Source organism: Clostridium sulfidigenes, assembly GCF_000732635.1.
Classification (GTDB): Bacteria; Bacillota; Clostridia; order Clostridiales; family Clostridiaceae; genus Clostridium_J; species Clostridium_J sulfidigenes.
The window spans coordinates 13892-38377 of the sequence record NZ_JPMD01000036.1; the positions used below are offsets into that span (position 1 = coordinate 13892).

General features: G+C 27.6%; 19 protein-coding genes and 1 pseudogene. 15 read left to right on the top strand and 5 right to left on the bottom strand.

The features are described from left to right. Window positions 1–181 precede the first annotated feature (181 nt). From IO99_RS14200 to IO99_RS14210, 3 genes and pseudogenes are all read left to right on the top strand, one after another. On the top strand, window positions 182–5575 hold the full coding sequence (locus IO99_RS14200) for a diguanylate cyclase (RefSeq protein ID WP_035134582.1): 5394 nt from the start codon (window positions 182–184) through the stop codon (window positions 5573–5575). A 269-nt stretch (window positions 5576–5844) separates the two neighbouring features. Further along, complete coding sequence (locus IO99_RS14205; RefSeq protein WP_035134584.1) at window positions 5845–8772, top strand: insulinase family protein; 2928 nt, start codon at window positions 5845–5847, stop codon at window positions 8770–8772. A gap of 62 nt (window positions 8773–8834) precedes the next feature. Then, window positions 8835–9347, top strand: a pseudogene (locus IO99_RS14210) (nicotinamide-nucleotide amidohydrolase family protein); the annotation flags it as partial. Between the two features lie 32 nt (window positions 9348–9379). Here IO99_RS14210 and IO99_RS14215 read toward each other — a convergent pair. The 4 genes from IO99_RS14215 to IO99_RS14230 all read right to left on the bottom strand — a co-directional run bounded on the left by IO99_RS14215 (window position 9380) and on the right by IO99_RS14230 (window position 12913). Then, window positions 9380–10651 carry a S8 family serine peptidase gene (locus IO99_RS14215; protein ID WP_084178193.1) on the bottom strand — a complete coding sequence of 424 codons (1272 nt, stop codon included), beginning with the start codon at window positions 10649–10651 and terminating at the stop codon, window positions 9380–9382. Window positions 10652–10795: 144 nt separating this feature from the next. Beyond that, the gene (locus IO99_RS14220) at window positions 10796–11686 is read right to left on the bottom strand and encodes a selenium metabolism-associated LysR family transcriptional regulator (protein ID WP_035134587.1); all 891 of its coding nucleotides are present in this window, start codon (window positions 11684–11686) and stop codon (window positions 10796–10798) included. 112 nt (window positions 11687–11798) lie between these two features. Further along, window positions 11799–12230, bottom strand: coding sequence for a DMT family transporter (locus tag IO99_RS14225; protein WP_035134589.1), 432 nt, complete (start codon window positions 12228–12230; stop codon window positions 11799–11801). Window positions 12231–12364: 134 nt separating this feature from the next. Further along, window positions 12365–12913 carry a hypothetical protein gene (locus tag IO99_RS14230; RefSeq protein WP_035134591.1) on the bottom strand — a complete coding sequence of 183 codons (549 nt, stop codon included), beginning with the start codon at window positions 12911–12913 and terminating at the stop codon, window positions 12365–12367. Between the two features lie 340 nt (window positions 12914–13253). Here IO99_RS14230 and IO99_RS14235 point away from each other — a divergent pair, with 340 nt between their 5' ends. The 6 genes from IO99_RS14235 (at window position 13254) to IO99_RS14260 (ending at window position 19052) form a co-directional block, all read left to right on the top strand. Then, the gene (locus tag IO99_RS14235) at window positions 13254–14510 is read left to right on the top strand and encodes a UDP-N-acetylglucosamine 1-carboxyvinyltransferase (RefSeq protein ID WP_035134593.1); all 1257 of its coding nucleotides are present in this window, start codon (window positions 13254–13256) and stop codon (window positions 14508–14510) included. A 40-nt stretch (window positions 14511–14550) separates the two neighbouring features. After that, on the top strand, window positions 14551–15336 hold the full coding sequence (locus IO99_RS14240; RefSeq protein WP_035134594.1) for an MBL fold metallo-hydrolase: 786 nt from the start codon (window positions 14551–14553) through the stop codon (window positions 15334–15336). 141 nt (window positions 15337–15477) lie between these two features. After that, window positions 15478–16068 carry a GerMN domain-containing protein gene (locus IO99_RS14245; RefSeq protein ID WP_051824159.1) on the top strand — a complete coding sequence of 197 codons (591 nt, stop codon included), beginning with the start codon at window positions 15478–15480 and terminating at the stop codon, window positions 16066–16068. Between the two features lie 83 nt (window positions 16069–16151). Then, complete coding sequence (locus IO99_RS14250; RefSeq protein WP_035134596.1) at window positions 16152–16649, top strand: SEC-C metal-binding domain-containing protein; 498 nt, start codon at window positions 16152–16154, stop codon at window positions 16647–16649. Between the two features lie 124 nt (window positions 16650–16773). Beyond that, window positions 16774–17415: a lactate utilization protein gene (locus IO99_RS14255; protein WP_035134598.1), complete on the top strand. Its 642-nt coding sequence runs from the start codon at window positions 16774–16776 to the stop codon at window positions 17413–17415. 302 nt (window positions 17416–17717) lie between these two features. Then, window positions 17718–19052: an FAD-dependent oxidoreductase gene (locus IO99_RS14260; protein ID WP_035134600.1), complete on the top strand. Its 1335-nt coding sequence runs from the start codon at window positions 17718–17720 to the stop codon at window positions 19050–19052. 125 nt (window positions 19053–19177) lie between these two features. Here the strand turns inward: IO99_RS14260 and IO99_RS14265 are convergent, their stop codons facing one another. Further along, entirely contained in the window at window positions 19178–20035 is an 858-nt protein-coding gene (locus IO99_RS14265; RefSeq protein ID WP_035134620.1) for a fused DSP-PTPase phosphatase/NAD kinase-like protein, read from the bottom strand. A gap of 312 nt (window positions 20036–20347) precedes the next feature. On the opposite strand from IO99_RS14265, the gene rlmH reads away from it, so the two are divergent. From rlmH to IO99_RS14295, 6 genes are all read left to right on the top strand, one after another. Beyond that, the gene (gene rlmH / locus IO99_RS14270; RefSeq protein ID WP_035134602.1) at window positions 20348–20827 is read left to right on the top strand and encodes a 23S rRNA (pseudouridine(1915)-N(3))-methyltransferase RlmH; all 480 of its coding nucleotides are present in this window, start codon (window positions 20348–20350) and stop codon (window positions 20825–20827) included. Between the two features lie 368 nt (window positions 20828–21195). Next, window positions 21196–22422, top strand: coding sequence for a tetracycline efflux MFS transporter TetA(P) (tetA(P), locus tag IO99_RS14275; protein ID WP_035134604.1), 1227 nt, complete (start codon window positions 21196–21198; stop codon window positions 22420–22422). Between the two features lie 229 nt (window positions 22423–22651). Further along, window positions 22652–22981, top strand: coding sequence for a hypothetical protein (locus tag IO99_RS14280; protein ID WP_004455704.1), 330 nt, complete (start codon window positions 22652–22654; stop codon window positions 22979–22981). A 17-nt stretch (window positions 22982–22998) separates the two neighbouring features. Beyond that, window positions 22999–23301 carry a hypothetical protein gene (locus tag IO99_RS14285; protein WP_004455733.1) on the top strand — a complete coding sequence of 101 codons (303 nt, stop codon included), beginning with the start codon at window positions 22999–23001 and terminating at the stop codon, window positions 23299–23301. Window positions 23302–23357: 56 nt separating this feature from the next. After that, window positions 23358–23663: a DUF960 family protein gene (locus IO99_RS14290; RefSeq protein WP_035134607.1), complete on the top strand. Its 306-nt coding sequence runs from the start codon at window positions 23358–23360 to the stop codon at window positions 23661–23663. An 11-nt stretch (window positions 23664–23674) separates the two neighbouring features. Further along, window positions 23675–24031, top strand: coding sequence for a hypothetical protein (locus IO99_RS14295; protein WP_035134611.1), 357 nt, complete (start codon window positions 23675–23677; stop codon window positions 24029–24031). Window positions 24032–24486: the final 455 nt, after the last annotated feature.

Here is a 24486-nt window from a genome sequence, read left to right on the forward strand (position 1 = left end):
TAATATTAAATTGAAGATTTTTGTCTAAAAATACAAGAAATTATTTTGTCATTAAGAAAATGTATAAGTACATTATTATGGTGCTGTATGGTATAATATGTAATAAAGATAGATAGTTATGAGTTATTTAACAATAATCTACATTAAACTTAATATTATTTTAATTAGGTAGGTACTAAATATGAAGATAATTAATGAAAGATATAAAATAGTGGAATTATTAAACCAAAATAGAATTTATTCTGTATATGAAGCCATAGACATATATAATAACATGTCTATGGTAAACATTTATGTTGTAAATAATTCTAATATAGAAAATAAAATAATTAATTATTGTATATCTGAATATGAAAAAATACCTACTATAAAAAATGATGTTATAAGAATTTTAGATTTTGGTGTAGTAAACAGTGTAGATAACAAGGATAAGATGGATAATTATTATTACACTACAGAAGTATATAGTGATTACAAGTTATTGCTAGATGCTGTAGAAGGCATTTCTGAAGAAATATTAATTAAAGTATTTTTAGAAATATGTGTAGTAGCACATAATCAAAGTTACAATTATATGAAAGTAGTTCCATTTAGTGATGACAATATATATGTAAGTTTAGATTTTAAAGTTAAATTAAAAGATAAATTAACCGCACTTTTACAATCAAGAGAAACAGGCATAGCTAGTTATTCAGAAGACATAGAAGAGGTTACTTCTAATAAATTTAAAGAAGAAAGATACTATATAAATAGATTATGTGAAATATTAATTAATATTTCATTAAAAAATAAAGGAAGATATAGAGATTCTAAAACTTGTAAAATAATTATAAAACACATGGAAAGTAATGAAGGACAAGAATATAAAGAGTTATTTGGAGTAAAACTATATAATTTAATAGATAAACTATGTAGTAGTAGAGATAACTCAATAAATAGTATTTTTGATATTATTAAACAAGTTAATTCCATATATAACATGAACTTTAAATATCAAATTAATAGTGAAAAAAGAGAATTAAATTTTAATATCCCATTAATAGGTAGAGATGAAGAGCTAAAAATGATTATGGAGTCCATAAATCATATAGTTAAATATCATGAAACTAAAAATATTATATTAATTCATGGTGAAATAGGAATAGGTAAGACTCGGTTATTAAAACACATAAAATACATTATGAATGTTAAAGAAAATAAAAGACTTAGATGTTTTTATATGAAAAGTAATAAAGAAGAATCTACCAAGGTTACTATTGCACAGTTATTAAGAAAAATAGTGAGTATTGCAGATAAAAATTTAATTAGTAAATATAAGAAAGAAATAATGCTGCTAGCTCCAGACATTTATGGAGATAATAATAATGAAAATTTAGGATATTTCAAACTAGAAAATAAAGAAAGACTTATACTTATAGCTAAGATATCATCATTTTTACAAGAGTATTACTATGATAACCCAGGGGTAATTATCATAGATGATATGAATATGTATGATACATTAACACTAAATTTAATTCAATATATGTTGAACAAGACCTATTTTAGGACCAATGTTCTTATTATTATTGGATATAGGGATGGCGATTGCCTTAATAACAATAATTTTACACAGTTTATTGAATATATTGCAGATAAAGTTGCGTTAAATGTTCACCTTAGATCATTAACAGAGAGCAATTCTGCAAAGATGCTAAGAAATATATTAAATGTTGAGAAGATATCCGATGAATTTATAAGTAGATTTTATAAATATTCAATGGGAAATCCATTATTCATTGAAGAGTCCTTAAAGGATTTATGTAATAGAGAAATCATATATTTAAACGAAGAAAATGGTAGATGGTATAAGCCTGATAACCATGATATGTATATGCCAGTGAATATGGAAAAGGTCTGTGAAACCCAATTAAAAGATGTAGACAAACTATCCTATGAAATTTTATATATAATTTCATTTTTTTATACACCAATGCCAGTAAGAGTATTAAAAGATGTACTTACAACAAATGAAAGTGATGTAGATAATGTAGTTGCCCAGTTGGTTGCTAAGGGTATATTATATAGTTCCATAGGCGATAATGGATTTGTGTATACCTTTTATAATAAATTTTTAAGAAGTTATCTATATAAGGATTTAGAGCGATCTACAAAAGAAGATATTCATAGGAAAATTGTAGTAGTACTTGAACAATATTGCTATGATGAATTAAATATCTATATAGAGGAACTCATCTATCATCTTGAGATTTTAGGGCTTAGTAGAAAACTTATACACTATTATAAGAAAAATGAGCAGAGATTAGAGAATATAAATAGTGTAAATGAAGCTATAAGATATAGTTTTAAGATTCTTCAAATCATTGATAAGTTTGAAAATAGAGATGAATTTATTAATGATGAAATAGAAACTAATATGAATTTAGGTAAGTTATATAATAGTATATCTGAAAAAAGTGTGGCCATAGAATATTATATTAAAGCTCAAGAGCTATGTAAGTTTCAAGATAAGATAATCACTAATATAGATATTATGGTAGAGATGATATGGATATACATGGATCTATGTAAAGAAGAAGAGATCGAGTACTATACTAAGAGAATATCAAAAGCACTAGAAAATGTAGATTATTTAAAAGGTACTATAGAATACTTAAGAATAGTAGTAAGAAATTCATATAATACTGGAAAGTATGAGAAGATTAAAGATGTATGTAAGGAAGGAATAAGCCTTTGTAAAGAAGAGCATATGGATTATAAAGTTGGTTTTTATAATAGCTATTGTAATGCACTGATTGCCCAATGTAAGGAAGAAGAAGCTTTAAAGATATTAAAAGGAACAGTTACTGAATGTTATGAAAAGAACTATACTAAGGCACTACCTAGAATATATAATAGCATTGGAGTTATATATGGTGATTATTATCAATATGGTGATGAAGCACTGAGTTGGTTTGATAGGCTTTATGAAATAAGTAAGATTGAACAAAATAAGTTTTATGAAGTAATAGCTTTATCTAATATGGGATTTTTTAGTTATGTTTTAGTAAATTATGATGAAGCATATAGGTGTTTAAATAAGGCCTCTAATATAGCTACTCAAAATGAATTAATATATATGAATTTTTATAATTATGTATATATGGCATCTACATTATATAAGCAAGGAAAGTATTCCGAATGTTTTAGATATATAGATATATGCAACAAATATATAGAAAGAAATTCAATTTTTGAGCAAGAATTAGTTCCATACTATATATTGGAATATTATATGAATTCCTTAATCGGTAATAGACAAAAAGCTATGGATTATTTATTAGAAGGTAAAAAGGCTTTTGATAATACGAATTCTTTAATGAAATATAAAATGGAGCTACTTTGTATTATAAACAAGATACTCTTAGAGAGAAAAATGAAAAGTATAGAAGATGTAATTGAGGCTAGTGAAAAGATATTATATGTAGATTTAAGGGTGTCAATGTTATCCGATGGAGTTTTACAACTTTTAAATCAAGGCTTAAATAGTGTAGCTACAGAAATATTTTATTACATTAAAAAGTTTAAACATGAAATAAAGTCTGATCTTAATAAATTGACTTTAATATATATTGAAGCTGTTATAGATAAATGTATGCCTATAGATGCCTTAGAAGAGGCATTAGCTCAATATAAGGATATTAAAAATTCTAATTTATCCTGGAAAATGTATTATAAAATAGGATATACCTATTATGAGAATGGAGATAGGGCTAAAGCGGCGTTATATATTTCAGAAGCCTGTGATATAATACAGGATATATTATTGCAAATTCCTAAGAACTATAGAAAATCTTTTTTACAGAATCAAGGAAACATGTTGGATTGCTTTCGAATACTATTACAAATAAAAAGTTACTATAATCAAAGAAAAGGAATAAAGTTAGACCAAATAAATATTAATACAACAGAAAATATTGAAGATTTATTTCAAATTATATTAGAGAGTGATTTTATAAATGAAGAATTTATAAAATCCTTAAAGGATTCATCTAAGGATTATCTTACAGATATTGATAGTATTGAGGACTTACTAAATAACTTATGTGGAAATAGTCAAGAAAGTATGGACATCATATGCAAATATATAAGTAATATTAGTTTAGCAACAAAAACTAATATAATAATAGAGAATAATAATAGATTTTCTGTAGTATCAAGTGATGGAAATGATGTAGAACTGCCAGATGATATGTCTATAGTTAACATAGCTAGAAATAAGGGAATACCTATTAGGTTAAGTAGAAAAGTTATTTGTGATGCCAATGGGAATATACTAACTTATGACATTGAAAATGATATAAAAGCAGCTATGTGTATACCAATAACTCAAATTTCTAAGAATAGTAGAGGTATGAGTAAATATGATTATAATCATGATGTGTTAGGATATGTATATGTGGAAAGTAAAAGGAAATTAAATAACATAAATGAGGAGACAATGCATCAGTGTGTAACTATAGGTAGAATTTTGTACATGATAATTGATAAACTTAATATAAAAAGAAATTCTACTATAGACAAGTTGACTAAGACATTAACAAGAAGGTATTTAGAATCATTTATTCATGAACAGATAGACAGATCTTTTAATTTTAACTCTGAATTTTCAACTATAATGGTAGATATAGATAAATTTAAAACCATTAATGATACCTTTGGACATAGAATGGGTGACCAAGTATTAAGTAAGATATGTGAAGTAATTATAAAAAATATAAGACAAGATGATGCAGTAGGAAGATATGGTGGAGAAGAATTTATTATAGTATTACCTAATACAGGCATAGAGGAAGCTAAGAGTATAGCTGAAAGAATTAGAGTGAAAATTTATCAGGCAAAAGTTATGGGAGATAAAAGAGTAGTAACAGTAAGTTTAGGCGTAGCTAATTATCCTAATCATACGACTACCTATGAAGAGCTTATTGAAAAAACAGACCAAGCTTTATATGCAGCTAAAAATAGTGGTCGTAATGCTACTAGAGTATGGGAAGAATCCTATGGTTCTAAAATAAGCACTACAAATAAATTAAGTGGTATATTTGTAGGTAGTGAAAATCAAGACTATAAGAATGTCTCAACTTTAATTGAATTCATAGATTTGATTAATTCAGAGGGAAATGTAGATGAAAAAATTGCCATTACAATTAATAGAATTACAGAAATTGTTGAAGCAGATTCATGTACATTGTTTACCATGAAACAAGGGGAATTAGTCAATAGATACTCTAAAACTATAGATGAAACAGGCGGTGAATTTGATGAAATACGTAAATACAATAAGATTAGGGCTACAATAAATTCAGGAGAAAATATTTGTGGAGTAGATTGGGATTGCATAGATGAATATGATGAAATTAAAAACATTCCTGATTTAAAATCTAATATTATAGTCTTATTAAAAGACAAAATAAATATAATTGGAGTAATATACTTAACAGCATCAATTAATCATAAGGAGTTTACTTATGATGAATTAAATTTTATTAATACCTTAGGTAAAATAATTGTTCCAATCCTAAAAGAATATCAATAATATTAAATTTATAGGTATGAAATTAGAGAGCTAGTTTCATACCTTTTATCATAAATAGATAATTAATAAAAACTTAAAAGTATATATTTTTATATATAGTATATATAAGATATACTTTAAGTAGGAGTTATAGCGCTTTTCCATAGGGAAAGGTACTTATAAGTTATTTTAAATTTATATTAAAATATAATAATGAATATTAAAGTTTGGGAGATAAATAATAGTAGTACTATTAAAAGATAAAATAATAAAATAGCAGGAGGAGAAAGATGAATTATAATTTAGGAAAAATATATCATGGATTTAAGTTGCATAGAGAAGAAAAGGTTGAAGAAATAAATTCTATAGCTAGAGTTTTTATACATGAAAAAACAGGGGCAAAATTATTACATCTGGAAAATGATGATTCTAACAAAGTATTTGCAATAGGGTTTAAAACACCACCAAGCGATGATACTGGAGTTGCTCATATATTAGAGCATAGTGTATTATGTGGTTCACGCAAATTTCCTACAAAAGAGCCCTTTGTAGAACTTATAAAAGGATCATTAAACACATTTCTAAATGCTATGACTTTTAGTGATAAAACTATATATCCACTAGCAAGTAAAAATGAAAAGGACTTTTTTAATTTAATGGATGTATATTTAGATGCAGTGTTTTATCCTAATATATATAATACAAAGGAAATTTTAATGCAAGAAGGTTGGCATTATGAATTAGAAAATGCTGAAGATGAGCTAACTTATAAGGGTGTAGTTTATAATGAAATGAAAGGAGCATTTTCATCACCAGATGGAGTGTTAATGAGAGGAATTCAAAAATCTTTATTTGAACATAATACCTATGGATTTGAATCAGGTGGAGATCCAGAATTCATACCAGATTTAACTGAAGAGGAGTTTTTGGGATTTCATAGTAAATACTACCATCCATCTAACAGCTATATATTCTTATATGGAGATGGAAACTTAGATGAAAGATTAGCATTTATTAATGACAATTACTTAAACAATTTTGAAAAAAAGGATATTGATGCTGAAATATTACCAGAAAAGCCTTTTAAAGAAATGAAAGAGGTTGTAACAGAATACTCTATTTCTAATGAAGATAATGAAGATGAAAAAACTTTCATGGCATTAAACTTTGTTACTGGAGAATGTACTAATGATGAATTATATATTAGTCTAAGTGTTTTAGAATATCTTTTATTAGAAACTCAAGGAGCTCCATTAAAACAAGCAATCCTTGATGCTAACCTAGGAAAGGATGTATATGGAAGTTTTGATAATGGGATTTTACAACCGGTATTTAGTATAGTACTTAAAAATAGTGACGCAAATAAAAAAGAAAAATTTAAGAATGTAGTGTTTGATACATTAAAATCTTTGGTTAAAAATGGAATTGATAAAAAACTAATAGAGGCATGCATAAACATTACAGAATTTAAGTTAAGAGAAGCAGATTTTCAGGGCATGCCTAAAGGTTTATTCTATTATATGACAGCTATGGATAGCTGGCTACATGATGGAGATCCGTTAATTCACTTAAAATATGAAAAGAATATGGAAAAAATAAAGAAAGCACTAACTTCAAATTATTTTGAACAATTAATTGAAAAATATATATTAAACAATAATCATAGCTCATTAATAGTGTTAGCGCCTAAAAGGGGTTTAGCAGATGAAAAGGATAAAAAATTAAGAACTGGATTAAAGAAATATAAAGAAAATCTATCTGTTGAGGAAATACAAGACATAATTAATGAAACAAAGTCTTTAATAAATAGACAGAACACACCTGATTCAGAGGAAATATTAGAAACTATACCAGTATTATCTATAGATGATATAGACCAGAAAGTTGAAGAATTGAGCGTTATAGAGGAGGATGCTTCTGGAGTGAAGCTACTTCATCATGATGCATTTACAAGTAAAATTGCTTACTTAGATTTTATGTTTGATAGCAGAACCATAGCACAAGAAGATATTTCATATCTAAGTCTATTAACCACACTATTAGGAAAAATTAATACTAAAACCTATAGTTATGTAGATTTATCTAATGAAATACTAATTAATACAGGTGGAATATATTTTAAAAATGAAGTATATGGCGATAGTAAAGATGTCCTTAGATATAGTACTTACCTTGAAGGACATTGTAGTGTAGTAGTAGATAGAGTTCCAAGAGCTTTAGAAATATTGGCAGATATAATTAAGAATACATCCTTTGAAGATAAAAAGAGAATAAGAGAACTTATAAGAGTTTTAATATCAAGAATAGAAATGAAGCTTATGGATAGAGGACATCAAGTTGCAACTACAAGATTAGGAGCTTATTTCTCTCCTGCTTATGAATATATAGAAAAAACTTCAGGATATGAGTATTATAAATTCTTAAAGGAGATAGAAAATAACTTTGATGATAGAATAGATAGTGTTATTTTAAAATTTCAAGCTATAATGAATAAGGTATTTAATAAAAATAGTTTAATAGTGGCAGTAACTGGTAAAGATGAAGAAGTTAGTGCTGTAAAGAAGAATGTTTCAGAGATATTAGAAGTATTATCTGATGAAGAAGTACAAATTAATAAGTATAGCTTCCATGAAGAAAACAAAAATGAAGGAATGCTTACTCCATCTAATGTTCAATATGTGGCAAAGGGATATAATTATAAAAAATTAGGATATGAGTACACAGGAAAGTTATTAGTGCTAAAAACTATAATTGGCATGGATTATCTATGGAATAAAGTTAGAGTACAGGGTGGAGCTTATGGAGCTTTTGCTAATATAGTGAGAAGTGGTAATTTTATGTTTGCTAGTTATAGAGACCCTAATATAAAAGAGACCTTAAAGACTTATGATAATGCAGCTAAATACTTGGATAATTTTACAACTACAGATAGAGAGATGCTAAAATACATTATAGGAACTATAAGTGAACTAGATATGCAATTAACTCCATCCATGGCAGGAGATGCAGCAGTTAGCTATTATATAAGAAGAATATCTAAGGCGGATAGACAGCAGGAAAGAAAAGAAGTGTTATCTACTACAGTTAAGGATATTAATAACTTCTCAAAATTAGTAGCAGATGTTATGAAGATGAATTATATAGTGGTTCTTGGTAATGATGGTAAGATTAAAGAAAATAAAGATGTATTTAAAAACTTAGAAAATGTGTTTAACTAAGGGGGGAGAAATTTAATCAGAAGTTATAATTTACTTATGAATTCTGATTAATATTAACTATGATAAATGATAGTATATATGGAGAAGGAGAGATCGCTCTAGAAGATGCAATAGGAGAAATGCTAGTTAATAAGGGTTTAACTATTGCTACTGCAGAATCATGTACAGGAGGAATGGTTGTAGCAAGATTAATTAACTATCCTGGTATATCAAAAAGTTTACTTGAAGGAGTAGTAACCTATAGTAATGAAGCCAAAATCAATAGAATTAACGTAAAAAAAGAAACTCTTGAGAAATTTGGAGCTGTTAGCCATCAGGTAGCAGCTCAAATGGCTGAAGGAATAGCGAAGACTTCAGGAGCTGATATAGGAATATCAACTACAGGAGTAGCAGGTCCAGGTGGAGGAACTGCTGAGAAACCAGTAGGAAGAGTATATATAGGATTATATTATAAAGGCAAGGTTACGACAAAAGAATTAAACCTTTCTGGAGATAGGCAAGAAATAAGAGAAAAATCTACTATAAATATTTTAGATATGTTAAGAAATGAATTATTAAATGATAAATTAATATAAAAAAGTAAAGCACCCATGTAAATGAGGGTGCTTTACTTTTTATGTTTATGCTTATTTTTATTATCCTTATTAATTAAAATAGAAGACAAATCACTACCAATTAAGTTGTTAATATTTATATATCCATTACCTTGTTTATATTTTTTATCATTTATTAAGGTTGAATTTATTCTCAATAAAGTATATATATCATCAAAGGTAAACTCGTTGTTTATTTCAAATAATAGTGCACAGATACCTGCTATAAAAGCACAGGATATAGAGGTTCCACTACGAATAGTATAAGGAGAAGTAAGAGGTGGGGGATATATTTTTTCACCATCTCTCTCAGATATATAATTACAGTCAGTGTTTAAAGATATAATATCATCACTGGCAGCAACAAAATCAGGTTTTTTTAATATTTTATTAGAGCCGCAACAGGAATAATCACTTATTTTATAAGTAGAATTTGTATCTATTCCACCTATTGTAAGCACTTTATCAGATAGAGCAATACCTTTTATAGTATCTTCTTTATCTTCATTATTACCAGCAGGTACAACTATTATTATGTTTTTATTTCTAAGTATAGTAAAAATTTTATCATATAGAGATAAAATAAACTTATTTAAAGTAGTTATTTCAAAAGGTGCACATACTATTTTTATATTAAATTCATCAATACTATTATATAAACATTCCAAAGCAAATAAAGTAGCTGAAATATACCCTTTACCAAGCTTATTAAAGGCTTTTACCATAACTAAATGGCTATTAACAGCAATGCCATGTTGTTTTACTTTTTTATTTGTACCTTCTCCGCATATTAATCCAGAAATAAAAGTCCCATGACCATTGTCATCATAAGGGTATGTTGAACCATTAATTATATCAATAAATTTTTTTACTTTATTTGATGGGGTAGATAAATCTATATGTGGATACACGCCACTATCAATAATACCAATACCTATGCCTTTACCGGAAACCTCTTTATTTTTTAACACTTCAAATCTTTTATTGTCTAAAAAAATTCCATTGGCATGAAGGATATTTTTGTTGCATAAAAATGCTATGTCGTCAATGCATATATATTTAACTTCCGGAAGCTCTATAATTCTTTTAATAGCTCTTTTGGTAGCAAGAACACATAAACAATGCAAGGATTTAATATTATACAAGACTTCACCTTTTGAGGATTTAATGTTTTTCTCTATTGAATTTTTAATGCTACCATATTTAATTATTATTCTATATCTATTATAAATATCATTATCCATCATATTTTTAAGAGTCGGATCAAGTTTTTTATTAAAAAGCATAAAATACTCCTTATATACTTATTACACTTATTAGTATATGTAAACTAAAAATATTTGTTAAAGCTTTTATTTATTGTAAAAATAAAAGCTAAGATTAAGAATTTTTATATTCTAATCTTAGCTTTTAAAGCTTTATATATTTTATTATAAATTATATATGTTCTTACACATAGAGAAAAATGCTCTTGCAATAGGAGTAAGAGTTCTTTTAGAACTTACTATTAAGAAGAGATCTCTTCTTAAGTCTACATTTTCTACTCGACTTATACGCATGTTACCACTAATAAAACCATCATCACATAAGCTTTTACTAATTATAGAAATTCCTAATCCTAGATTAATAAGTTTAAGTTGAGCATGTACACTATTTACCTCACAAAGAACCTTTAATTTCTTTGGATCTATTTTGTTAGCATGAAGCTGAGCCTCTAAAGTATGTCGAGTGGCAGATTCTTTTTCTCTTATTATAAAAGGATATTTTATTAAATCATCAATAGAAATAGTTTCAGGTAAATTTAATTTAGGATTAGAAACAATAACAAGTTCATCTTCCATTATCTTATAACTATTTATTTTTGAATTATCTATGATTGTACCAACTAAACCAATTTCACATTTAAGATCTATAATATCTTTAATTATAGATACAGAACCTTGTTCTTTAATGTTAAATTTAACGTTTGAGTAGAGTTCACTAAAGGTTGAAACAAGAGTAGGTAGTAAGGAATTGCATGGAGTAGTGCTAGCAGCAATGTTTAAGACACCAGTAATATTATTATTGAAATTAGATAGATCGGTGATAGCATTATTCCTTAAATTTATAATATCATTAGCATATTGTAGAAAAGATTCTCCTACAGGTGTAAGATTAACTTCCTTAGATGTTCTATCAAATAATTGAATATTAAGTTCTTTTTCTAAACTAGAAATATGAGAACTTATAGTAGGTTGAGATAGGTAAATAGCATTTGCAGCCTTAGAAAAACTTCTAAGTTTAGACACTGTAATAAATGCCTCTAATTGTTTAAAATCCATAGTCTACCTCCTATTAATAATAATTTAAGATTTAATAATTCGATTTATATGAAAAAAGATTTCTATTTGAGAACTGTTAAAACTCCTTACGAAAAAATAGAAAAGATAGAAGCTATCCTTTCCATTTAAAAACTATAATTCCAGCTATCATTATGACAACACCGATGCATTCTCGTATTCCATATCCAGCTTCAGTAGAGCCAAACCAACCAAAGTGATTGATAAGTGCAGCTGCAATAAGTTGGGCAATAAGAATAGTTGCTACAGCTATAGCCGGACCAAGACTAGACATACCCTTAATTACTGTAAACGTAATAACAGCACCCAATACTCCGGCCAAAAGGTAAAGTTTGTTAGCATCTTTTAAATTTCTAAAGGTACCGTCACCTGCAAAGAATAACACTATTAGGGCAGTTATAAGTGCAATAGCTTGGGTTAATACTGTGGTCTCCCATAGTCCAATTTTTTTTGTGAGTTCTGTATTAAATACACCTTGAACACTCATAGTTACCCCTGCAATTATTGAGAAAATTATACCCAACATAAAAACTTTCACCATCCTTTTAAAGATAGCTTACCCTAATATGGATATAATTATTTAAAAATTTAAGGGGTATATCTTCGCTTAATCTTATTAACTATAAAGTTAAAATTATAGAAAAGAAATTGTTTTTAATATTAAAACTCTTTTAAATCATAACTTTTAACTAAGGTATCTCGTCTATTGTTAAGTTGTTTCCAAATCTCAATTTTATTTATCTTAGTAAAATTAAACAAATCAGTTTTATCTTTATTTTCATCTAAGGTAAATAAGTTATTTGAATAAGCCTTTCTAATTGCATTGTTAGCATTAGAAATAGGCATGTTAAAATAGGATAGTGTTGAGAAATCTTTAACACTTATACCATGAGTATTAAACATGTCAAACATGCTTCTAGATATCTTGTTTATGTATCCTTTATCTTTAACTTTTAAGTTTACGGTATTAGATGTATCGTTGATGAAAATGTCATTATCAATTCCAACTTTAAATTTTTTATAAGGAGATAAAATTTTTGAGATTATCTCATCTAATTTATCAAGCTCTGTATTAGAGACAGAACCTAGAGGAATGTACAAATTAGATATGTTTTTATACAACTTATATTTCTTATTTAAAAATTTTTGGATAGATATAATGTCATCAACAGATTTATCATCCACCAATGCAACTAAATAATATTTCATTTTTTCCTCCCGAATGTAGATTTTTATTATAAAGTATTATATCATTATAAAATACTTTAACGCTACAATTAACAGTATTATAACATATAATAATAGGTTATAATAGACATATATAGTTAATTATATTTTTACTTTTATATGTATATAAAAATAAAAATTAAAAATTACACTTATAAATTTAAAATTTTTATTAAAATATACGAACATTGTGATATAATTATAATTATGAGATTTTAACATTTAAAAATTAGGTTTAATTGACATAGATATAGATAGACATGGAATTAAGTTAACATATGTAAAGTATGGACATTATATAAATAGTGAGGATGATACCTGTATGGAAAAATTAGTTATAAATGGAGGCAATCCATTATTTGGAAATGTAAATATTAATGGCGCAAAAAATGCAGCTGTAGCAATTTTACCAGCAGCAATTTTAGCATCTAAGGGAGTTTGTACAATAGAGAATGTTCCTAATATAGAAGATATAAATTGTTTAGAAATTATTTTAGAATATTTAGGATGTAAGGTAGAATCAAGTTGTAATTCAATAAAAATTGATAGCACAAATATAGTAACAACCAATGCTACAATCCCAGAAGTAAGGAATATGAGAGCATCCTATTACTTATTAGGATCATTATTATCTAGATTTAAAAAAGCTAGAGTAGAACTTCCAGGGGGCTGCCCTATTGGAGATAGACCAATAGATCAGCATATCAAAGGATTTGAAGCCTTAGGAGCTACAGTTACCATAGAACATGGTGCAGTAAATCTGGTTGCAGAAAAATTAGTTGGAACAACTATATATTTTGATGTAGTTAGCGTAGGTGCTACTATAAATATCATGCTTGCAGCGGTTCTTGCGGAAGGAACTACAGTTTTAGAGAATGCAGCAAAAGAACCACATGTAGTAGACGTGGCCAACTTCTTAAATACTATGGGGGCAAATGTAAAAGGTGCTGGAACAGATGTAATAAAGATTACTGGAGTAGATGAACTTTCAGGATGTAATTATTCAGTTATACCAGATCAAATTGAAGCTGGAACCTTTATGATAGCAACAGCAGCTTGTGGTGGAGATGTTACATTAAATAATGTAATACCAAAACACTTAGAATCTATTTCAGCAAAGCTTTTGGAAATGGGTGTAGAAGTTGTAGAAGATGAGGATAAAGTTATAGTTAGAAGTGGAAATAACCTTAAAGGTGTAAATATAAAGACTTTACCATATCCAGGATTTCCAACAGATGTACAACAGCCAATGAGTACTCTTTTAACTATGGCGCAAGGAAGAAGCATTGTAAATGAAAGTATATATGAATCAAGATTTAAGCATATAGATGAGTTAAAGAAGATGGGTGCAAATGTTAAAATAGAAGGTAGAATAGCTATAATAGATGGAGTTAAAAATTTATCTGGAGCTAATGTTAAAGCTACAGATTTAAGAGCAGGTGCAGCTTTAGTTATTGCAGGTCTTTCAGCCCAAGGAAAAACTGAAGTTGAAGGCATTGAACATATAGATAGAGGATATTTGTATATAGAAGAAAAATTTAAAGCTTTAGGTGCAGATATTAGAAGAGTAAATATATAAGTTTTATATGTATTTTAGATACTAGATTGAGGAGATAATTATGAAATTTTGCCCATTATTTAGTGGTAGCAGTGGGAATAGTATATTTGTATCAGAAAACAATAGTAACATTCTAGTGGATGTGGGAATGCCAGGTAAGGCTATCGATAAAGAATTAGGGGACATAGGTATAAATCCTAATTCTATAGATGGTATATTTATTACTCATGAACATTCAGATCACATTAAAGGGGCCGGAGTATTTTCAAGGAAATACGATATTCCTATATATGCACCAAGTCTCACCTGGGAAGCCATGGATGGGAAGATTGGAAGTATTAAGGAGAAAAATATAAAAATAATTGATGGTAAGTTTACTGAACTTAATGATTTGACCATAGAAAATTTTCCTATACCTCACGATGCAGCATGCCCTAGAGGTTATAGAGTACATGGCTCTAAAAAATCATGTTGTATAGCTACTGATTTAGGTCACTTTTCTATAGAAGTAAAAATGGCACTAGAAGATAGTGATATGATTTTAATAGAGAGTAATCATGATATAGAAATGGTTAAGTTTGGACCATATCCATATCCATTAAAGCAAAGAATACTAAGTGCAAAAGGACATTTATCCAATGAAGATTGTGGTAAAGCTATAGTAGATATTTTAAAAGGAAATCATAAAACTATATACTTAGGGCATCTAAGTAAAACAAATAATTATCCGGAGCTTGCTTATGAAACTGTAGCAAGTGTATTAAGGGAAAACAATATTAGCGTAGAAAAAGATATAGAATTAAAAATGTGCAATAGAGATAGGCGTAGTATATTATCAGAAATATAAACAGAGTTCTTAGCTTCTTTGAAGCTCTAGAGATCGTTATCCAGGAACGTAGCCACTCTTTACTCCCACTTTGAAGAAGATGGTAGTATTAGAGTGGGTAGTCATCGGATAAAAAGTTTGGTTAGTAATAGGAGGTGTAGAATGAAAAAGAAGACCTTTAGTTTAGTATTAACAATAACAGTAATTGTAATAGCACTAGTTGTAGGCGGAATTTACCTTACAAAAACTATGAGTATAAAGAAAGATAAGGCAAGTATAATAAGTAAAGAGAAACTTGAAAATACTAAAGGAGCTACAGAGGATGATGGCTATATTGATATAACTTTATATTTTGGAGGAGATGCTGAAAAGTCCGAACTTATAAAGGAAGAGAGACTAATTAATAGTGAAGATTTAATAGGTGAGATGATCATGCAAGAACTCATCAAAGGGCCAGCTAAAGTTAGTGAAAAAAGCAAGCCTATTTTACCAAAGGAAACAAGACTTTTAAGTTTTTCTATTAAGGATGGCATAGCAAATATTAATTTAAGCCCAGAAGCTATGTTTCAAATGTCTGAAGTTCAAGAAGTAACAATACTTAAGTCTATATCAAACTCTTTGAGTCAGTTGAAATCTGTGAGTAAAATAATGATTACAGTAAATAATCAAGGTGTTGAAAGTTTAGGTGGAAACTATAATATATCAAAACCATTTACCAAGGATGAAATAGTTACTTTAAAAATACAGAAATAATATATTATTGAAAGATAAATAAAAATTTATTATAATTAATAAAATAGATAAACAAATTTTGTTATAAAGAAGGAGAAAATAACATGAGCATATATAGCAATTGGACAAATTATGTTGTAGAGTATGTAAAAGAAAATGGAGAACCTGCATTTTGGAAAGAGTATGCAAAGGTTGAAAAATCAATATATACAAAAGCCTTAGCAATTGATGGCGGTGTTATTAGTGGAAAGTTCTCTGAACTAGTTAAAGAATTTGACGTTAATGAAATTTACTTTATGGGATTCTTAGATGGAATAAATGAAAGTATAGATAAAGAATTAGATCTTGAAGCTATAGAAAGTGATTCAGAAGTTAGCTTCAAAATAGATTATGAAAAACTATACTTCAATATGCTTGATTCTAAAGCAGACTATCTTTATACATTATCACAATGGGATAGAATATTCTCACCAGAAAAAAGAAAAGAGATACAAAAAACTTGGAGAGAATCAAAAACAGTAATAAATGAAGTTAAAGTCGGTAGAAATGATGCATGTCCTTGTGGAAGTGGTAAAAAGTACAAGAAATGTTGCGGAAAGTAATATAAACATTAGCCCTAGTGAATTTTTTATTCATTAGGGTTTTTTATATATGCATTATTGTAAGATATTCTATAGATGGCTATGATATAATTAATTATATGATAAATTTACAGGGGGATTGTTTATGGATAAAAATATGAAATGGCTAAAGGAAAGTAGGGTTAATAGTACAATTAATTCACTTAAAAAGAATGGTATGAATGGCTATTTAGTAAATAGTCATGAAGAACTCATTGAGAAAATTAATGAACTTACCAATGATGGTGATACAGTAAGTTGTGGTGGTTCAATGAGCCTATTTGAAACTGGAGTTATTGATTATTTAAGAAGTGGAAAATATAATTTCCTAGACAGATATGAGGATGGGTTAAGTAAGGATGATTTGAAAAAATTATATAGAAACACTTTCTCTGCTGACGTATATTTTACTAGTACTAATGCAATTACAGAAAAAGGAGAGTTATACAATGTAGATGGCAATGGAAATAGGGTAGCAGCTATGTTATATGGGCCAGATAAAGTAATAATCATAGCAGGAGTAAATAAAATTGTAGAGAATATTGAAGAAGCCATTAAGAGAAATGAAAGAGTATCAGCACCTGCAAATTGCAAAAGATTAAATAAAGTTACTCCTTGTGTAAAGGTAGGCCATTGTATGGATTGTTCAAGTGAAGATAGAATTTGCAATGAATATACTATAATAAGAAGACAGGGAAATGAGGATAGGATACATGTAATTTTCTTGAATGAGGAATTAGGATATTAATTAAAATACGAATATTAGAGTAAGTGCTTTGGCAAAATAAGTTAGTCTAAAATATTTTGCTAAAGCACTTTTTTATAACTATATGAAAAATAATGAAAATTAAAGAAAAGTTAAGAGAATGAAAGCTTATCTATCTATATATACTAATAGCATGGTTGAATAAAATGATATTTGAGGTAAAATATTATTAGATAATGATTGTTAAATAACAAACGTTGTTACGAGATTATAATTAAATAACTTTTAGAATATAATATAAGAATAAATTTTATTTAGGTGTAAATTATAGGAGGTCATGTATTATGAAAATTGCAGTAATAGGATGTACACACGCAGGAACAGCAGCGGTAGTAAATGCAAAACAACTTTACCCAGATAGTGAGATTACAGTTTATGAGAGAAATGATAATATATCTTTCCTTTCTTGTGGAATTGCTTTAAGTGTATCTAATGTAGTAAATGAACCAGAAAAATTATTTTATAATTCCCCAGAAAATTTAAATAACCTTGGTATAAACATGAGAATGAATTATGATGTAACTGATATTGATATGGATGAAAAAATAATCACAGCTACAAATTTAAAGACTGCCGATATAGTAAAAGAAAAATATGATAAATTAATTTTAACCTTGGGATCGTGGCCAATAGTTCCTAATTTTGAAGGAAGAAACCTAAAAAATATATTACTATGTAAAAATTATAGTCACGCAAAAACAATTATAGAGAAATCAGCTGACGCTAAGAATGTAACAGTTGTTGGAGCTGGATATATAGGAGTAGAACTTGCTGAAGCCTTTGAAATGAAAGGTAAAAATGTAACCCTAGTTGATGCAGAAGACAGAATAATGAGTAAGTATCTTGATAAAGAATTTACAGAAATAGCGGAGAATGAATTTAAAAACCGTGGAGTAAAACTAGCTTTAGGTGAAAAAGTTCAAAGGTTTGAAGGAGAAAATGGTATAGTATCTAAGGTAGTAACTGATAAAGGAAGTCATGAAGCAGATTTAGTAGTACTTTGCATAGGATTTATACCAAGTACAAGTTTAGTAAAAGGGAAATTAGACACTCTTCCAAATGGAGCAATAATAATAGATGAATATATGAGAACTAGTGTTAAAGATGTATTTGCAGCTGGAGATTGCTGTGTTGTAGAATATAATCCAGCAAGGGATAAGAGATATATTCCTCTTGCAACTAATGCTGTAAGAATGGGAACCTTAGTTGCTAAAAACTTAGTAAACCCAACTCTTAAGTATATGGGAACCCAAGGCACTTCAGGAATAAAGATATATGATAAATGTATAGCATCAACAGGTTTAACAGAAGAGGTTGCTAAGAAAACCACATCTATGGAGATTGACTCAGTAATGGTTAGTGAAAATCATAGACCAGAATTTATGCCAACCTATAAGGAAGCAATCATAAAGCTTGTTTATGACAAAGCCACAAGAAGAATTCTTGGAGGACAGATTATTTCTGATGAAGATTTAACTCAACACATGAATACCCTATCTGTAGTAATTCAAAATAACATGACCATAGAAGAACTGGCAATGACAGATTTCTTTTTCCAACCACATTTTAATAAACCATGGAGCTTATTAAATACTGTAGCTCTTAAAGCACTAAAGTAATATATAAGTTATATTATATATAATTTAAAAATAACTCATCATAATTAATATGGTGAGTTATTTTCATAGTAAAATAGATTACTTTGATAAATTTAATAAAAGTAATGAGATAACAGTTAAAGTTTCTATGAAATCTGTTTATTAGAGTTAGATTCGCTGGATTTACAATTATTATAAAAATTATTTAAAAAATTATAAACTTCTCCTGAATAAAATTTATCACTAGTATTTTTATCCATCTTGGACAATAAGACTTGGCGAGTAATAATATCATTTAGATTAACTTCTTTACAATTTTTCATAATATCGTACATTATCATAAAAGTCGTAGTTCTTTCAAGTCCTTCATTGCCATGGAAATGAAGCCAACTGCCCTCAGGTTGATTTTTTACAACTTCCATAAAATAATTTACCATAGCCTCTGTAGGTAAATTTTTATATGTTACAGGAATACGAATATAAGATAATGAATAAGCTTCAGACTGCTCAGCTTCATTTTGAACCTTTGAAGGTATAATTACATCTTTAAAACCCTCTAAAGCAATAGCTTTATTAAGTGGAATAGATTTTAATCTAGAGTTTTCATCAGCAATGATTTCATTTACTGTTAAGCCTCTATTTGCATCGTTGTTAGCATTTTGCCAACTTACAGGAATACCGTCAATAAATCCATGGGATTCTTCTCTTAAGTCAATAATAGTTATAGGCACATTACCTATAGACTCCTTCATTAAAGGAACTCCAGTTTTAGAAAATTGACCACTACCAGAAATATTAAGCTTATCAAGACCAGACAAATTTATATTCTCTGAAGGAGTGATTTTATCTGTGCTCTTTCTAAAATATTTTGGTAATTCAAAAGCAGTTGGAGAATCAACTGTTAACTTTACATCTGGAATAGGAGTAGCATAACATACAACATAATTAAAGGATAGAATTATAGTTAAAAAAGCAAATAAATTAATCTTTAAAAATTTTTTCATATTTAGACACCACCTATATAATATTTAATTAGTATCTATTATAATTTTACCTATGACATTCTAAATTATTCATAGTAAAATATAGGTATTATTGGTGTAGTGATAGTATATTTTAATGTAAAACTATACAAATAGATTAATATAAAACTATTTAAATATGGAACTATAAAACTAGAAAAATAGTTAACTATGAAACTATATAACTATATAAATAGTTAACTATTTGTTCTGTTCATGCGGGTTTCAGAGGTTTTACTGCTCAAATAGTATTATGAACTTATTAGTTAAATTAAAAAATTAGGAGGATGTTTAGTGAATATAACATTAATAACTGTAGGAAAAATAAAAGAAAAATATTTAAGAGATGCCATAGATGAATATTCTAAAAGATTATCAAGATACTGTAAGCTTGAAATAATAGAACTTCAAGATGAGAAAACACCAGATAATGCATCAGAAAAGGAAGAACTTCAAATAAAGGATAAAGAAGGTCAAAGCATATTATCAAAAATTAAAGATAATGCTTATGTTGTAGCTATGGATTTAAAAGGAAAACAAATTTCATCAGAAGAATTTGCAAATTTCATAGATAACTGTGGATTAGAAGGAAACTCTAATTTAGTTTTTATCATAGGAGGAAGCTTAGGTCTATCAGATCAAGTTATTAAAAGAGCTAATTACAAAATATGTTTTTCTAAAATGACCTTCCCACATCAATTGTTCAGAGTAATGCTTTTAGAACAGATATATAGGGGATATAGGATAATAAAGGGTGAACCGTATCATAAATAAATGAGGTTTTGGATAGAATTGGATATATAAATGGACGATAGGTGTGCTTTAATTTTTGCAATGAAACTTACAAAAATCTAAAGTTTGAATTTTTGTTGGGTATTTTAATTTTATTTATAGATTCTTCATTTTTCACTACTTGAGAAAATTAGAATTTGTTTTTCAGAATCTATAGCATTGAAAAAAATTTTTATAATTATATATAATATAATTATACTAAAATATAAGCATAAAAAATATAAATGTAAAGGTGTTGTAAATATGCGCAAAGAGGTAATTTTTAATTAAATTAACTGAATAAGGATTATTTTTAAAAGTATATGAAAAACAAACAAATTTTTTAAGAAATACTAGGATGGTGATGATTAATGGTTAATAAACTTTCAGCATATAAAACTTATTTATTATTTTCAGCTATTACAGCAATGTGTTTTTCGTTAGTAGCTACAGTTATGATAGTGTATCACATTGAAATAGTTCATTTAAATCCACTTCAGCTTATACTTGTTGGAACTACTTTGGAATTAGCATGCTTTATATTTGAAATTCCTACAGGTATAGTTGCAGATGTGTATAGTCGTAAACTATCTATTGTTATTGGGGGAGTTTTAACAGGAGTGGGATTTATTTTAGAAGGTTCTATTTCTAGTTTTATTTTCGTACTTGTAGCACAGATTGTATGGGGATTAGGGTCTACTTTTATCAGTGGCTCGCTTGAAGCTTGGATTGCGGAAGAAGAGAAGAATAAAGATTTAGATGAAATTTATATAAAGGGAGCACAAGCAGGGCAGATAGGAGCATTTATTGGAATAGTACTAAGCACTGTAATAGCTAATTTCTCTGTAAGGCTTCCTATTATAGTTAGTGGAGTTTTATTTATAATTCTTGCATTATTTTTATGGTTATATATGCCAGAAAATAATTTTAAACCATCTGCTCCTGGGGATTTAAATACATTCAAAAAGATGGTATATACATTTAAATCTGGTCTTAAATTTGTAAAAAGTAAATCTATAATTATGATTTTACTTGCAGTAACTTTATTTTATGGATTATCAAGTGAAGGTTATGATAGACTTTCTAATGCGCATTTTTTACAAGATACTACACTTCCTAAACTTGGAAACCTTAGTTCAGTGACTTGGTTTGGAATTTTTGGAATTTTAGGAATGATATTGAGCTTCATAGTAATGCATTTTATGGCAAAGAATCTTAAGAATGAGGATAATAGGAAAAATGGAAAACTATTATTATGCATAAATATACTTTATATATCGTCTATGTTGATATTTGCTCTTACAAGAAACTTTAGTTTAATGTTAATAGCTTATTTGGCAACAAATACCTTTAGAATTATAAATAAACCTATATTCAGTGCGTGGTTAAATGGGCATATAGATGATAATTCTAGAGCTACTGTGCTTTCTATAAATGGACAAATGAATTCCTTAGGTCAAATTTTAGGTGGACCGATTATAGGAATCATAGCTACAAATATTTCAGTAAGTATTGGTATAGTATGTACTTCATTATTAGTAGCACCAGTATTAGTGTTATATATTATTTCTATGATAATGGATAAAAAAATATCATAAATATAAGGGATTAAAAATGAAGATAATTTGATTGAACAATACAAGAAGGTTCGTAAATTTTTTGTAGAAATCTTCAAAAACACTTTTAAATTACAATATTAGAATTAGGTTAATTACTGTATTAAAAGATAAATTAAATATATATTATTAACTTAGAAAAACAAACTTTTACTTGTATTTATGTATACAAGTAAAAGTTTTTTACTTTCTTAGAAGGGAGAAATTTATAATGAAAAAGGTTTATTTAAAAAATCAATTAAAAGGATATCCTATAGAAGTAATCAGTAATGTTTTAGACGTCATTAATGTATTAGGTGAAAATTATGGAGCTAATAGAGATATAGAGAAAGATTTAGGAGGATATATAGTTATAGCAGAAAATATCGTTGTTATCGAAATGTTAAAGAAAGATAAGTTACAAGGTTTAATACCAGAATATACTGATATTATTGAATGTAAGGAAGGAGTTAATTGGACTTCTTCCTTATTTTTGCTTTCAAGTGATTATGCAATTGTAGTAGTAACAACAGAAGAACTTTCTAAGTTCCTATTAGAATAAATGGAGGTTAATTTAATGTGAGTAAGAATATAAAAGAGGATAAGATAATCAAGGAAACTAAGTATTGTAAGATAATAAATCAAGGAAAAGTTGGAGATGATGAATATACATATACAATAGAAAAGATATATATCAAGGAACTAAAAAGGAATGAAATAAGATTCTGTGTATATAAATCTACTAGAAGAGGTGATGAGACTTATATTCCAAGAAGTCTTGATGTAACTGAATTAGAGTTAATGGAGTTAATAAAGAAGTCCATTAAAGAGAAAGTATTTTCAGATGAATTCATAGAAATGTTGAAGCAAGAATTAAAATAGCTACTTAATTACAAGAAAAGTAATTAGGTAGCTTTATTATTTTTAGGAGGATTAAGATGTTTAAGAAAGAGAGCAGATATATAACGAGAGGAGCTAATGAAAAGTTAGATTTAAGATTACAGCTTATAATTTGGAGTATGATTGATAAATTAAATGAAGAGGGAAATGAGTTAGATTACTTACAAGTTTTTAAGATAAGAAAATGTGAAGAAGGAATTGTAATTGAACATAGTCAAGAAGTTCCAGAGTATAAAGAAAAGTATGTTATAGATTTAGAAAATATAGAGGTTAATGGAAACATAAAAGTTTTCGTTATAGATGATTATGAATACTCAACTATGATGTTAGCAGAAGAATATTAGGAGGTAATAAGATGAAAGAACTAAGTAAAGAAAAGATTTTTGAGTATAGTTCTAAAGAGCTACTAGGAGTAATGCGTTTTGATTTCTACGATGGAGGATTAGCTAATCAATGGAATCCTAGAGATTTAATAATTAAGTTAAATGATAAAAAGGAAATAGATTTAAAGAAGTTGCAGAAAGAATTAAACTACATTCAGTTTGATTTAATAAAGAGTTTTGATACTGTAGTAAGTTTTTGTAATGGTAGAGGATATGATAATGAAACATTAGTCTATATAGATTTACAAGTTGCTAAGTATGTAATCAAATTAGTTCCTGTAAGAGATAGTTACTCATATATTTATACATATTTAAAGGAGGTGAGATAGATGGATATTATAACGGTAATAAAAGTAGTTGGTACTATATTAACAGTTGTTGCTACTTCAATAGAAGCAGTAAATAATAAGTAACAATATAAGATAAGTTAAAAAAGCTATATGATGATAGATAGAAATAGGGCAAAAAGCAACAAAAACACATCAGAAAACAGAGATTTTTTAGATAGTGAAGAAAAGTAGCCATTAGATTGAAAAAGCTCAAAAAAAGAGCTAAATAAGTTGCTTTTAAATTGAATAAGTAGATAATAGAAAAGTTTTAGGTCACTAATTTTACTTAAAAATAAAAAAATGAAAAAAGATAAAACATAATAAATAATGGAACTTTGAAAGAGGGAATTCGGAACTCGAAAGGAGTGACGGGGGGATAGGGGGGCTAAAGCCTTAATAAAATAAATAAAAAGTATAATCCAGAATAGAGAGAAAAAAGGAATAAAAAATAAAGA

Coding starts and splice junctions, on each gene's coding strand:
- IO99_RS14240 (WP_035134594.1), top strand. CDS start 14,551: ATGAAATTTTGCCCATTATTTAGTGGTAGCAGTGGGAATAGTATATTT.
- IO99_RS14265 (WP_035134620.1), bottom strand. CDS start 20,035: ATGAAAAAATTTTTAAAGATTAATTTATTTGCTTTTTTAACTATAATT.
- IO99_RS14255 (WP_035134598.1), top strand. CDS start 16,774: ATGGATAAAAATATGAAATGGCTAAAGGAAAGTAGGGTTAATAGTACA.
- IO99_RS14215 (WP_084178193.1), bottom strand. CDS start 10,651: ATGCTTTTTAATAAAAAACTTGATCCGACTCTTAAAAATATGATGGAT.
- IO99_RS14295 (WP_035134611.1), top strand. CDS start 23,675: ATGAAAGAACTAAGTAAAGAAAAGATTTTTGAGTATAGTTCTAAAGAG.
- IO99_RS14260 (WP_035134600.1), top strand. CDS start 17,718: ATGAAAATTGCAGTAATAGGATGTACACACGCAGGAACAGCAGCGGTA.
- IO99_RS14205 (WP_035134584.1), top strand. CDS start 5,845: ATGAATTATAATTTAGGAAAAATATATCATGGATTTAAGTTGCATAGA.
- IO99_RS14280 (WP_004455704.1), top strand. CDS start 22,652: ATGAAAAAGGTTTATTTAAAAAATCAATTAAAAGGATATCCTATAGAA.
- IO99_RS14200 (WP_035134582.1), top strand. CDS start 182: ATGAAGATAATTAATGAAAGATATAAAATAGTGGAATTATTAAACCAA.
- IO99_RS14250 (WP_035134596.1), top strand. CDS start 16,152: ATGAGCATATATAGCAATTGGACAAATTATGTTGTAGAGTATGTAAAA.
- IO99_RS14235 (WP_035134593.1), top strand. CDS start 13,254: ATGGAAAAATTAGTTATAAATGGAGGCAATCCATTATTTGGAAATGTA.
- IO99_RS14245 (WP_051824159.1), top strand. CDS start 15,478: ATGAAAAAGAAGACCTTTAGTTTAGTATTAACAATAACAGTAATTGTA.
- IO99_RS14225 (WP_035134589.1), bottom strand. CDS start 12,230: ATGTTGGGTATAATTTTCTCAATAATTGCAGGGGTAACTATGAGTGTT.
- IO99_RS14290 (WP_035134607.1), top strand. CDS start 23,358: ATGTTTAAGAAAGAGAGCAGATATATAACGAGAGGAGCTAATGAAAAG.
- IO99_RS14230 (WP_035134591.1), bottom strand. CDS start 12,913: ATGAAATATTATTTAGTTGCATTGGTGGATGATAAATCTGTTGATGAC.
- IO99_RS14220 (WP_035134587.1), bottom strand. CDS start 11,686: ATGGATTTTAAACAATTAGAGGCATTTATTACAGTGTCTAAACTTAGA.